Source organism: Longimicrobium sp. (assembly GCF_036280135.1).
Taxonomy (GTDB): domain Bacteria; phylum Gemmatimonadota; class Gemmatimonadetes; order Longimicrobiales; family Longimicrobiaceae; genus Longimicrobium.
In genome coordinates this window covers 1-11,069 of record NZ_DASURI010000669.1, presented here as the reverse complement: position 1 = coordinate 11,069, position 11,069 = coordinate 1, and the positions used below count along the sequence as shown (strand labels likewise).

The window sequence follows — 11,069 nt, the reverse complement described above, 5'->3', positions numbered from 1 at the left end:
CCGCGGGATGCGCGCGGCGCTCCGCGTAGTAGTGCGCGACCAGGTGGATGGCGTCCGACAGGCCGATGACCAGCACCAGCATGGGGAGGATGCTGGTGACCTGTGTGAACGGCTGGTCCGTGAGCACGAACAGCCCCGTCGTCATCACCGAGACGATGACGGGCGGCACCAGCGCGATGGCCACGGACGCCCAGCGCCGCAGGGCGAACCACAGCAGCACGCCCATGACGACGAACGCGATGCCCAGGTAAACGCCGCTGTCCTTGAGGGTCTGCCGGTTCAGCGCGTCATACACCACGCCGATGCCCGCGTAGTGCGCCGGCCGCCGCGCCCCCAGCGTCTCCCCGACGGCGGCACGCAGGCTGTCCAGGATGTCGCCGCGCACCTCGTCGATGTCCGGCCGCGCGGAGATGCGCGCCAGCAGCGTGGCCGTGGCGCCGTCCGCGGAGAGCAGCCCGAGCTTCTGGAGATACGCGCGTCCCCCCGGCCCCGCGCCGAGCGAATCGGCCATCAGCGCCGGCGCCGTCACCTGGTCGATGCCCTCGATGGCGCGCAGCCGCAGCGCCGCGCGGCGTTGTACGTCCGCCTCGGCGGGGGCCAGCGCGTCGCCGCCGGGCGCGCGGTAGGCGATGGCGACGACCTCGTCGTTGCCGAACTGGCGCTGGAACGCGCGATACGACTCCAGGGCCGGGTCGTCGCGCACGAACCACACGGCCAGCGAGTTGTCCGGCGTGAGAGCCGAGCCCGCGATGGCCAGCGGCATCACCGAGACGAGCAGCGCGAGCAGCGTGGTCTTCGGTCGCCGCGCCACGGCGTGCAGCACGCGGAACAGCCGGCGCTGCGAGCGCATGGAAAGCGTGTGCTGCTCGACGGATGGAGCGGACATGCGGCGGGCGGATGGAGGGGACGCGGTGCGGATGGCGAAGATAGCGGCGTGGCGGACCGGATGCGATACACCGCCGGAGGCGCGAAAGAGCCGGGGCAGGGGATGAGGCGCGTCGCCATCGAGCCCCGGCCGGAGCGACTGAAGTCACCGCAACCAAAGCGGAAAGCCTCGCAAACTGCGCGAGGCTCAACCACGTGAACTCCGCCCCGATGCACGCGCGCCGGCCCATGCTGGGGCAGTCCGCGCAGGCGGACTTCGTGCCTTTCCCGCGGCGAATTCATTCGCTCCGGCGGCGCGATGCCCGCCCCGGTGCACACGCGACGGCGTGCGGCAGGAGCCGTCGGCGCAGGCCGACATCACGTTTCCGGTGCCGCGACTTCAGTCGCCGGGGCTGGGGCCGCGCCGCTCACGAGATCAGGGTGGAGGTGTTTGACTTCCTGAGACTGAGAGGGTGTTGCCAAACCTCGGGCTCGAAAGCGTCATCCTGAGGAGCCGCCGCGCGATGCCTGCCTGGGCTCGGTCCATGGCGGCGACGAAGGATCTTGTATGCGAGACTCAGGGGTGGCTTCGGGGCATGAAGCCGGCCCCGAGGTTTGGACACAAGATCCTTCGGTCGCGCCAAAATCCTGCGCGCGTTCACGTTACGCGCGGCGCTCCCTCAGGATGACGCTCGCTGGGCTTCGTTGAAAGGCAGGTCTAGCAACATCCCCTGAGGGAGCGCCGCCCGGACCTTGCTCGCTCGCTGACCCGTGGGCGCGACCGAAGGATCTACTACGCATTGCAGAGACCCAGCCCTTCTGTCGGTTCCTTGCACGGCAGGCGAGATCCTTCGGTCGGCGCCAGGGTTCTTCGACGCGCAGGGATCGCGCGGCGCCTCCCTCAGGAAATCAAATCATTGTCCCTGTTCCGCATCACACCTCCACGCGGTTCTTTCCCCGCGCCTTGGCCTGGTAGAGCTTGCGGTCCGCGTCGGAGAGCAGCTTTTCGTGGTTGGGCTGGCCGTCGGCCGCGGCCACGCCGGCGCTCAGCGTCACGGACAGCAGGGGATGCACGGTGTGCCACGGGTGCTCCATCACCCGCCGGCACAGCTTTTCGCTGGCGGCCACGGCCTGCTCACGCGTGGCGCAGGGGAACAGCACCACGAACTCCTCGCCCCCGAACCGGGCCACCACGTCGCTCTGCCGCACGTTGGCGCGCAGGATCCCCGCGATGGTCCGCAGCACCTCGTCGCCCACGGCGTGCGAGAAGGTGTCGTTGATGCGCTTGAAGTCGTCCACGTCGCAGATCATCACGCTCAGGGGCTGCGACTGCCGCGTGGTGAGCGCGAACGCCTCGGCCAGGCGCTCGTCCAGATAGCGGCGGTTGAACACGCCCGTGAGCGGGTCGCGGATGCTGATGGCCCGCAGCTCCCGGTTGCTCTCCTCCAGCGCCGCCTTGGCGCGCGCCAGGGCCGCCTCGGCCTCGCGCCGCTCGGCGATCTCGCGCTCCAGCTCCACGTTGCGCAGCCGCGAGATCTCGCGGTCCTTCATGGCGCGCTCCGTGTCGAACTGCACCATCATCTGCGCCATGCGCGCACCGGACTGCGTCTGCAGGTGCTCCAGCATGAGCGCGTGAAAGCGCTCGTGGTGCTCCAGCGCGAGGTCGTACGCGCCCAGGCCGCGGTACGCGCGGCAAAACCGCTCGTGCAGCCACGCCCGGTGCTGCGCGGGCCGTCCCGTGCGGTGGTACAGCGGCAGCGCCTGCTCCAGGGCCGCCAGCGCCTCCGTGAAGCGCGCCTGGCCCAGCAGGGCCTCCCCCATCAGCCGGTGCGCGTCGCCCGCGTACGCCGCGTGGGCGGGGTCGCCCCCCAGCTCGGACAGCACCTCGGCGGCGGCGGCCTCGGCGTCGGTCCACGCCTGGCGCTCCAGCCACACGGTGACGAGGCCCATGAGCCCCAGGGCGCGGCCGGCGGTGTCTCCCTGCGCCTCGTTCATCTCCATGCTGCGGCGGTACACGCGCTCCGCGTACGCCCAGTCTCCCAGCCCCTGCGCCGCGATGCCCATGCGGTACAGCGTGCGGGCGGCGCGCAGGGGAAAGCGCTCGCCGAAGCTCTCCAGCGCCACCTCGTAGTAGGCCAGGGCGCGCGCGTACTGGTCCAGGTTGCTGTAGACGATGGCGATGCCGCCAAAGAGCGAGCCCCGCTCCCACCACCGCTCGTCGTCATCCGCGCCCTCCGGCGACAGCCCCTCGTGCAGCGCCAGCGCCCGCAGCAGCACGGGCAGGGCCTGCACGAAGTCGCCCGTGGAGGTGTGGACGGTCCCCATCATCCGCAGCGCCCGCGCCTCTTCGGCGCGCAGGCCGGCGCCGCGCGCCACCTCCTCGGCCCGGCGCGCGTGGTCCAGCGCCGCGTCGTGCTCGAACGCGGCCAGCAGGCAGGCCGACAGCTCGTTCAGCACCAGGCAGCGCGTGTCCTCATCGTCGTTCGCGGCCTCGCACTCGCGCAGCACGGACTGCAGCAGCTCCCGCGCGAGCGGCGCCGGGTCGCCGGCCGCGGCCAGGCACGCCCCCAGCGCGGCGCGCGCCCGGCGACGGGCGTCCGGCGTCTCCGCCAGCGCGAAGGCGCGGCGGGCCAGGTCCACGGCCTCGGCGGGTGCGCGATGGCGCAGCGCCAGCGCGCGGGTGCACATCTCCATGGTGGTCTCGGGCGAAAGCTCCAGCAGTGCGAGCGCGGGCACCGCGAGCGGGGTAACGGTCTGCATGGGACGGCGCGAGCCGATGCGGGTCCTGGTACGTCCTGCGGGCGAATGGCCGCGGCAGCGAGCGCGGGAGGCAGGGCCGCCTCCGCGTACGCGCCGCCGCGAACGAGCACAGGGAACGCACCTTCTGCACCCCGCGCCCCGCCCGAGTCGCCACGAAATGCAGTTTGTTGTGGATCAACGGCTTATCCGTGTGATGCGGGGATTGTAGCAGATCCATCGTGCCGATGCACCCGGAGGTTCGGATGTCCCATTGGGACGTTTGTGCCTCACATCGGACGGACGGATCGGCAGTGGTGGGGGGCCGATCAGCGCGTAATACGCCGTCGAAGAGGGATCGCGGTCCCGCATCTACATCGTCACGATCGATGAAGAACGGCGCATCATGAGCGATGGTGCGGGACGAGGTTGCTCCTTTTCGGACGATAATGCACATTTGCGTGCCGCGCCTGCGGATGCAGGCCGGATCCGGTCCCCCCCTGGAGCACCCCGATGCGCAAGCTCACGCTGGAAGCACTGACCGTCGAGTCGTTCGAGACCTCCTCGGACCTGCCGCGCTCCGCCGGTACCGTGCGGGCCCACGCCGAGCCCACCCAGGGCTTCAAGTGCCAGACGATCGAGCCGGAGCTGTGCGGCGACACGCACTACTTCGACTGCACGCTCGCCTGCTCCAACGTGGCTTCGTGCATCCCGTGCTGACAGCGGACGGCCGCGCCCGTGCGCTCCCCGTCGGCTGGACGGGCGCGCGGAACCGCGGCGCCGCGCGCCGCACACCGTCCGAAGCACCCCGTCGCCCGTGACCGCGGGCGGCCCCCATCCACCGAAGAAAGAAGCACCATGCGCAAGCTCAAGCTGGAGTCGCTGACCGTCGAATCGTTCGAGACCTCCGCCGATGCGCCGCGGGCGGGCGGCACGGTGCAGGGCCACATCACGGGCTCGCGGTGCCCCTCGTACGGGTGCGTCTCGGTGGACGTGCTGTGCCCGGACACGTTCGAGCCGGCCTGCGGCCCCACGGAGTACCTGGACTGCACGTTCGGCTGCACGCGGGTGAACACCTGCGACATCTGCTGGATCGAGAACACGGCCGACTGCACGGCGTGACCGAACGGCGCGCCGGATCCACCCCCCTCACCAGGAGACACACCATGCGCAAGCTCAAGCTGGAGACCCTGCAGGTGGAGTCGTTCGAGACCGTCGCGCCGCCCCAGGGCGTGCGCGGCACCGTGCAGGGCCACCGCCCCAACACCGACGGCTGCCCCATCGGGCCGGGCACGGGCGTATCGGACTGCGTGATCTGCCAGCCGTTCTCTCAGCAGGGATGCGAGGCGAGCATCAACATCTGCCGCGACACGGAATACCTGGACTGTACCTACGGCTGCACGCGCAACACGTGTGATCCCCACGTGAACAGCTGCGGCGAGTACTGCTGGATCGAGGTGACGGCGGGCGGCTGCACGATCGACGGCTGAACCGAAAGAGGCGCAACGGGGGGATGCCGGTCCGCGGCATCCCCCCGTTTTCATCCCCGCGCCGGATCCGGCCCATCCCCCATCTTCGTCACGAGGAGAAAGCAGATGCGAAAGCTCACGTTGGAGTCGCTGGTCGTCGAGTCGTTCGAGACCACCATGGCCGCGGAGACCACGCGCGGCACCGTGCGGGGCAACGCCGCCACGGACGAGACGGGCCCGTCCGCGTGCCAGATCTGCATGATCTCCGACGACTGGCGGTGCCAGACGGACGCCCCGGAGATCTGCGGCGACACCAACTACCTGGACTGCACCTTCATCTGCTCGGACTTCGAGTCCTGCCAGGCGACCTGCTGATCCATCCGTCCTCGTCTCCCACCGGCGAGCACGCCGGCCGCGGAACACGGCAGCCGGCTCCCGGCGTGGCGCCACGATTTCGGAATTTCCGCCGGGCCGCAACGCGAGCGGGCCGTGACGCACCCGCGCCGCGGCTGCGATTTCCGGATGCGCGTCCGCCCGCCGCCGATACACGAAAGGAGGGGATGCCGCGTGCCGGCATCCCCTCGCGCGTGCCGGCCCGTTTCGCCGGATCCGGCCGGGCTGCAACCTTCGGGCATCCCGCGGTGTCCCAGGAAAAGACGCCCGCCGCGCACCCGCGCGCGGACGAGCTCCGCGCCGCCATCCTGCCGCACCCGCGGCCGGTCCGTCCGCGACCGGCCTCGCTTCCATCCGATCCCTTCGACGCACCCCGCCCGTGAGCCGGTGAGAAACCTCACGCACCTCGCAGTTTTACCGCCTGCCAGTGGAGATCCAACATGGCCAAGCTCAAGCTCGACCTCAACGACGTGTCCGTGGAGTCCTTTCCCACCACCCCGCCGGATCCGCGGTCGGACGGAACCGTGCAGGGGCTGCAGTCCACGCTGCAGTTCACCTGCGTCCCGGGCGGGTGCCTGGGCACGTACGGCTGCGACACCGCGTACTGCTACGAAAGCCAGCAGATCGCCTGCCCCACGGCCACCTGCCAGGCCGGTTGCACCGCCAACTGCCCCACCTATCCCGACCGCACCTGGAACCAGACGTGCCCGGTAACCTGCGACTGGGGCAACGGGTGCGAGTCCACGCAGCCCAACTGCCCGCTCTGAGGTAGATGCCGCGGCCGGCGCCGCCGAACCTTTGCCCCTCTCACCGGCTTTTTCGCCGCGCCGGCCCGGCCTGCCACCTTTCTCGAACGAACGCCGGCAGCCGCGGAATCGCTCCGCGGCTGCCGTCGTTTTCACCCGCCGTCGGGGCTGGGCGGGAGATCGATGGGGCGGGCGCCGTAGCGCAGCCCGTCGATCAGCAGGTCCACCATGCGCTCCGTGTGGCCGGTTTCCACGTCGGGGCCGCCGCCGCACAGGTTGCCCACGGCGCGCAGCAGGTCCACCGGGCGCACGCCGGGGCGGATGGCGCCCGCGGCCACGGCCGCGTCCAGCAGCGACGCCAGCGCCGGCCCCAGGTGCTGCTCGAAGTACGCCGGCAGCGAATCGAACGCCGGATCGCCCGAGTGCAGCGCCGCCGCCAGCCCGCGCTTGGTGGCGATGAAGGCCGTGTAGCGCCGCAGCCAGCCCGCCAGCGCCTCGCCGGGCTCGTGCTGGGCCGCCAGGACGGGCGCGGCGGCGGCGCAGGCGTCCACCTCGCGGCGAAAGACGGCCGCCACCAGGTCCGCCCGCTGCGGAAAGTGGCGATACACCGTGCCCACGCCCACGCCGGCCCGCGCGGCGATCTCGCGCACGGGCGCGTCTACCCCGGACGTGGCGAACACGTCCTTGGCCGCCTGCAGCAGCGTGTCGAGGTTGCGCCGCGCGTCGGCGCGCATGCCGCGCGCGGTGCGGCCCGGCGCGTTCGGATCAGCAGGTATCTTCTCGTTTTTGCCCACGGTGCCCATCCATCCCTTGACTAAACGGAACGATGTTCCGCATATTAGCGGAGCGTTGTTCCGCTTTGATGATAGCGCATCCGGGCGGTTCGGACCACCTGCAGACCACGTATCCGGGAGAAACCCATGCAAGACCAGCCCATCGCCCTCGTTACCGGGGCCAACCAGGGAATCGGCCTCCAGGTCGCCAAGGAGCTTGCCGCGAACGGCTACACGGTGCTCGTGGGCTCGCGCAATCCGCGGAACGGAGAGAACGCCGCGAAGGAGATCGGGGCGAACGCGCACGCCATCCAGCTCGACGTCACGGACGCGGCGTCCATCGCCGCCGCGGCGGAGCGCGTCCGCGGCGAGTTCGGCCGGCTGGACCTGCTGGTGAACAACGCCGCCATCTCCCACGCGGGGGCGCCGGGCACCACGCTGGAGGAGGTGATGCAGGCGGGCCGCGCGAGCGTGGCCTCGCTCGACGAGGTGCGCGCCGTGTGGGAGACCAACGTGTTCGGCGTCATCGCCGTCACGCAGGCCATGCTGCCGCTGCTGCGCCAGGCGCCCGCGGCGCGCATCGTCAACGTGTCCAGCGGCGTGGGCTCGCTCACCCTGAACGCGGATCCCAGCTTTGGCTACCGGCACGGGTTCGGCCCCGGGTACTCCGCCTCCAAGACGGCCCTGAACGCCATCACGCTCGCCTTTGCCATCGACCTGGAACCGGAGGGCATCAAGGTCAACGCCGTGAGCCCGGGCTTTACGGCGACGGCGCTCAACAACTTCCAGGGCGTGGAGTCCATCGAGGAGGGTTCCCGCGCCCCCGTGCGCGTCGCGCTGGAGACGGACGGCCCCACCGGCACGTTCACGGGCCCGGACGGTCCGTTGCCCTGGTGATGCAGCCCTGGGCGTGAGGCCGGAGTCATCCGCTCACGATGAAACGGAAACAGCCGCGGACGGGAGCGTCCGCGGCTGTTTTCATCTCGCCGGGTCTTGTCGCGGCGTGTCATGCCGGATCCGGAACAGCAGTTGTTTTCCTGAGGGGCCCTCGCGGTCTCGACTGTGCACGGACGCGTGCGGCTCCGAAGGATCTTCCCGCCCTGGCAAGGACCCCGGTCCAGTAGCGAAGTCCCTGCCCCGCGAAAGAGATCCTTCGGCGAGGGCTCGTGCGTGAGGCGTGCCCCGCGCGAGCGCCCCCTCCGGGCTCGCGGAGCTCGCCCACCTCCCCCAAAAACCCCTGGGGGAGGTTGTACGGCGCGGCTTCATCCCACAAGGTGCGCGTCGCGCCGGATGACTCAGGATGACGCTCTCCGGGATCCGTTGAAAGCCGGTCCGGCAACACCCTCTCAGGCGGCCGCCTCGGCGAACCCCGTGGACAGGGTCAAGTCCTTCCACCGCGCGATCTCGTCCGACAGCGACTGCAGCTTGGACGCGGCCATGTCGTGGGCGTCCCGGCCCAGCAGCAGGTGCAGGGGCGGCTGGGGCTCGGATGCGACGCGGATGATGGCCGCGGCCGCCTTCGCGGGGTCGCCCGGCTGGTTGCCGCGCATCTGCTCCTCGTGGTACGCCTCGGAGTCGCGCACCAGCGTGTAGTCGTTCAGCTTGCCGGCGGGCAGGCGCAGCGAGCCGGACGAGAGAAAGTCCGTGCGAAAGTAGCCCGGCTCCACCACCGTCACCCGCACCCCGAACGGCGCGGCTTCGGCGGCCAGCGCCTCGGACAGCCCTTCGACGGCGAACTTGGTGGCGCAGTACACGCCCCATCCCGGAAAGCCGCCCACCATGCCGGCGATGGACGAGACGTTGATGACGTGCCCGCCGCCCTGCGCCCGCAACCGCGGCATCACCTGCCGGATGACGTTGAGCGTGCCGAACACGTTGACGTCGAAGTTGGCCCGCGCGTCGCCGTCCGTCAGCTCCTCCAGGGCACCCAGCTGCCCGTATCCCGCGTTGTTCACCACCACGTCGATGCGCCCGAACCGCTCCACGGCGGCGTTCACGGCCTCCGCCACGCTGGCCTCGCTGCCCAGGTCCGCCGCGAGCGGCAGGAACTCGGCCCCGTCGGCGTCCACGGCGCGGCGCAGCCCGGCCACATCGCGCGAGGTCGCCGCTACGCGATGCCCCTGCCGCAGCAGCTGGCGGGTGAGCTCCAGGCCAAGTCCGCGCGAGGCCCCGGTGATGAACCACGTCTGCTGGCTATTCATGTCGATGCACCTCGGTACGAGTTGGAGCGCCGGCGCCTCCCCGGCGCCGCGCCCGATAAGGGTACCGGCGTGCGGACCCCCGATCTACGGGATGATCCTTGACGGGCCGTTGAATTCCATTCAATGATCATCCCATGATCGATGACCTGAACGCCATGGTGACCTTCGTGGCGCTGGCGGAGACGAAGAGCTTCCGGCGCGCGGGCGACCGGCTGGGCGTGACCGCGTCGGCGGTGAGCCACACGCTGCGGCGCCTGGAGGAGCGGCTGGGCGTGGTGCTGGCGCACCGCACGTCGCGCAGCATGCACCTGACGGAGGCCGGCGAGCTGCTGTACGCCTCCGTGCGCCCGGCGCTGGAGGAGGTGCGCGCCGCCGCGGCCGCCGTGGGCGCGCTGGGCAGCGAACCCCGCGGCACCCTACGCCTGCACGTGGCGGGTGCGGCGGAAAGCTTTCTCAGCGGCCCGGTGCTGGACGGCTTCGTGGCCGCGCATCCGCACGTGCGCCTGGACGTGTTCGTGAGCGACGAGGCGCTGGACATCGTGGGCTCCGGCTACGACGCCGGCGTGCGGCTGGGCGAGGTGATCGACGTGGACATGATCGCCGTGCCGCTGGCGGGCGACGAGCGGCTGCTGGTGGTGGGCGCGCCGTCGTACTTCGCGCGGCATGGCAGGCCGATGCATCCGCGCGACCTGGCGCGTCACGAGTGCCTGAACTGGCGCCCCACGGCCGATGCGCCGGCGTATCGCTGGGAGTTCACGGAGGACGGGCGCGACTTCTCCGTGGCCGTGCCCAGCCGCGTGCTCACCAACCACGTGCCGCTCCTGTTGCGCCTCACCCGCGCGGGACGTGGGCTGACGGTGTACTTCGAGCGGGAACTGCGCGGCGACATCGAGCGCGGCGATCTGGAGGTGGTGCTGGAGGAATATTCCACGCCGTTCCCGGGTTTCTTTCTCTACTATCCTGGCCGGCGCCAGGCCTCGCCGCCGCTGCGCGCGCTGATCGACTACATCCTGGGCTGGCGGCGCAGCGTACGCGACAATCCGCCGGGCTGATGCGCGGATGCGGGGCGGCGAGGGTTGCACGATTACCGCCACATTTACAGCTTGATCCATCCCTGTGAGATGCAGGCCTTCTCGTTCCCCCCGGATCGGAGCCATCGTATGCGCAAGCTGAAGCTAGAGTCGCTGCAGGTGCAGTCGTTCGCCACCACCTCCGCCGCGTCCGCCTCGCGCGGCACCGTACAGGCCCATCAGGACCCGACGCCCGCCTGCCTGTTGTCCCGGGACGGCGGCTGCGTGTCGTGGGACCCCGCGGACTGCATGTACACGGGCGGCGACTGCGGCGTCGTCACCGGCCCCGTCGCCTCCTGTATCTGCTGATCCAGATCGTTCCATCGTGACGACGCAAGCGAGGGGATGCCTGACCGCGGCATCTCCTCGTTGCACTGTCGGTACCTCCAGCACAAGGACTTGGTACGCCAGATTCCGTGGCGTAGATTGGAGCATCAGCGCACGACCGGCTTCGCGCCGCGAATGGAGGGAGTATGAAGAAGATGCCGGATAACGACGCGGGCGACGAGATGCGGCCCGAGTACGACTTCCGCCGCGGAGTGCGCGGCAAGTACGCCGAGCGGTACGCGAGCGGGACCAACGTTGTGCTGCTCGACCCCGACGTCGCCGAGGTTTTTCGCGATCCAGCTGCAGTGAATCGGGCTCTGCGCGCACTCGCCGGCATCATCCGCGACCAGCAGGTGCCCGAACCGGCTTAGTCGGCGCTCACTGAGCAGGCGAGATACAAAGCCAGCCGCGGACACCTGTCCGCGGCTGGCCCGCATGGTGCCGTTGCGCCCCGTCACTCCGTCAGCCGCCGCACTACCTCCGTCGCGCC

At 70.6% G+C, this 11,069-nt stretch carries 13 protein-coding genes; 9 read left to right on the top strand and 4 right to left on the bottom strand.

Annotation, left to right across the window (positions count from 1 at the left end):
* A partial coding sequence (locus tag VFZ20_RS21765; protein ID WP_329686054.1) for a hypothetical protein occupies window positions 1-886 on the bottom strand: 886 nt, incomplete at its 3' end.
* A gap of 911 nt (window positions 887-1,797) precedes the next feature.
* On the bottom strand, window positions 1,798-3,624 hold the full coding sequence (locus tag VFZ20_RS21760) for a diguanylate cyclase (RefSeq protein WP_329686053.1): 1,827 nt from the start codon (window positions 3,622-3,624) through the stop codon (window positions 1,798-1,800).
* Between the two features lie 489 nt (window positions 3,625-4,113).
* Between VFZ20_RS21760 and VFZ20_RS21755 the strand changes: the two genes are divergently transcribed.
* The 5 genes from VFZ20_RS21755 (at window position 4,114) to VFZ20_RS21735 (ending at window position 6,229) form a co-directional block, all read left to right on the top strand.
* The gene (locus tag VFZ20_RS21755) at window positions 4,114-4,320 is read left to right on the top strand and encodes a hypothetical protein (protein ID WP_329686052.1); all 207 of its coding nucleotides are present in this window, start codon (window positions 4,114-4,116) and stop codon (window positions 4,318-4,320) included.
* Window positions 4,321-4,458: 138 nt separating this feature from the next.
* The gene (locus VFZ20_RS21750; RefSeq protein ID WP_329686051.1) at window positions 4,459-4,722 is read left to right on the top strand and encodes a pinensin family lanthipeptide; all 264 of its coding nucleotides are present in this window, start codon (window positions 4,459-4,461) and stop codon (window positions 4,720-4,722) included.
* 44 nt (window positions 4,723-4,766) lie between these two features.
* Window positions 4,767-5,090: a pinensin family lanthipeptide gene (locus tag VFZ20_RS21745; RefSeq protein WP_329686050.1), complete on the top strand. Its 324-nt coding sequence runs from the start codon at window positions 4,767-4,769 to the stop codon at window positions 5,088-5,090.
* Window positions 5,091-5,195: 105 nt separating this feature from the next.
* The gene (locus tag VFZ20_RS21740) at window positions 5,196-5,444 is read left to right on the top strand and encodes a hypothetical protein (RefSeq protein WP_329686049.1); all 249 of its coding nucleotides are present in this window, start codon (window positions 5,196-5,198) and stop codon (window positions 5,442-5,444) included.
* 458 nt (window positions 5,445-5,902) lie between these two features.
* Window positions 5,903-6,229: a hypothetical protein gene (locus tag VFZ20_RS21735; protein ID WP_329686048.1), complete on the top strand. Its 327-nt coding sequence runs from the start codon at window positions 5,903-5,905 to the stop codon at window positions 6,227-6,229.
* Between the two features lie 131 nt (window positions 6,230-6,360).
* Here the strand turns inward: VFZ20_RS21735 and VFZ20_RS21730 are convergent, their stop codons facing one another.
* A complete protein-coding gene (locus tag VFZ20_RS21730; RefSeq protein WP_329686047.1) occupies window positions 6,361-6,942 on the bottom strand; it encodes a TetR/AcrR family transcriptional regulator in 582 nt (193 codons plus the stop codon).
* Between the two features lie 186 nt (window positions 6,943-7,128).
* Here VFZ20_RS21730 and VFZ20_RS21725 point away from each other — a divergent pair, with 186 nt between their 5' ends.
* Window positions 7,129-7,878: an SDR family NAD(P)-dependent oxidoreductase gene (locus VFZ20_RS21725; RefSeq protein WP_329686046.1), complete on the top strand. Its 750-nt coding sequence runs from the start codon at window positions 7,129-7,131 to the stop codon at window positions 7,876-7,878.
* Window positions 7,879-8,327: 449 nt separating this feature from the next.
* On the opposite strand, the gene VFZ20_RS21720 is transcribed toward VFZ20_RS21725, so the two are convergent.
* On the bottom strand, window positions 8,328-9,182 hold the full coding sequence (locus tag VFZ20_RS21720) for an oxidoreductase (RefSeq protein ID WP_329686045.1): 855 nt from the start codon (window positions 9,180-9,182) through the stop codon (window positions 8,328-8,330).
* A gap of 134 nt (window positions 9,183-9,316) precedes the next feature.
* Here VFZ20_RS21720 and VFZ20_RS21715 point away from each other — a divergent pair, with 134 nt between their 5' ends.
* From VFZ20_RS21715 to VFZ20_RS21705, 3 genes are all read left to right on the top strand, one after another.
* Complete coding sequence (locus VFZ20_RS21715) at window positions 9,317-10,234, top strand: LysR family transcriptional regulator (protein WP_329686044.1); 918 nt, start codon at window positions 9,317-9,319, stop codon at window positions 10,232-10,234.
* 108 nt (window positions 10,235-10,342) lie between these two features.
* Window positions 10,343-10,561 carry a pinensin family lanthipeptide gene (locus tag VFZ20_RS21710; protein WP_329686043.1) on the top strand — a complete coding sequence of 73 codons (219 nt, stop codon included), beginning with the start codon at window positions 10,343-10,345 and terminating at the stop codon, window positions 10,559-10,561.
* 164 nt (window positions 10,562-10,725) lie between these two features.
* Window positions 10,726-10,950, top strand: coding sequence for a hypothetical protein (locus tag VFZ20_RS21705; RefSeq protein WP_329686042.1), 225 nt, complete (start codon window positions 10,726-10,728; stop codon window positions 10,948-10,950).
* Window positions 10,951-11,069: the final 119 nt, after the last annotated feature.

Bases quoted from the DNA above. Each gene is read 5' to 3' on its own strand.
- VFZ20_RS21760 (WP_329686053.1), bottom strand. From the start codon at position 3,624: ATGCAGACCGTTACCCCGCTCGCGGTGCCCGCGCTCGCACTGCTGGAG.
- VFZ20_RS21755 (WP_329686052.1), top strand. From the start codon at position 4,114: ATGCGCAAGCTCACGCTGGAAGCACTGACCGTCGAGTCGTTCGAGACC.
- VFZ20_RS21750 (WP_329686051.1), top strand. From the start codon at position 4,459: ATGCGCAAGCTCAAGCTGGAGTCGCTGACCGTCGAATCGTTCGAGACC.
- VFZ20_RS21745 (WP_329686050.1), top strand. From the start codon at position 4,767: ATGCGCAAGCTCAAGCTGGAGACCCTGCAGGTGGAGTCGTTCGAGACC.
- VFZ20_RS21740 (WP_329686049.1), top strand. From the start codon at position 5,196: ATGCGAAAGCTCACGTTGGAGTCGCTGGTCGTCGAGTCGTTCGAGACC.
- VFZ20_RS21735 (WP_329686048.1), top strand. From the start codon at position 5,903: ATGGCCAAGCTCAAGCTCGACCTCAACGACGTGTCCGTGGAGTCCTTT.
- VFZ20_RS21730 (WP_329686047.1), bottom strand. From the start codon at position 6,942: ATGCGCGCCGACGCGCGGCGCAACCTCGACACGCTGCTGCAGGCGGCC.
- VFZ20_RS21725 (WP_329686046.1), top strand. From the start codon at position 7,129: ATGCAAGACCAGCCCATCGCCCTCGTTACCGGGGCCAACCAGGGAATC.
- VFZ20_RS21720 (WP_329686045.1), bottom strand. From the start codon at position 9,182: ATGAATAGCCAGCAGACGTGGTTCATCACCGGGGCCTCGCGCGGACTT.
- VFZ20_RS21715 (WP_329686044.1), top strand. From the start codon at position 9,317: ATGATCGATGACCTGAACGCCATGGTGACCTTCGTGGCGCTGGCGGAG.
- VFZ20_RS21710 (WP_329686043.1), top strand. From the start codon at position 10,343: ATGCGCAAGCTGAAGCTAGAGTCGCTGCAGGTGCAGTCGTTCGCCACC.
- VFZ20_RS21705 (WP_329686042.1), top strand. From the start codon at position 10,726: ATGAAGAAGATGCCGGATAACGACGCGGGCGACGAGATGCGGCCCGAG.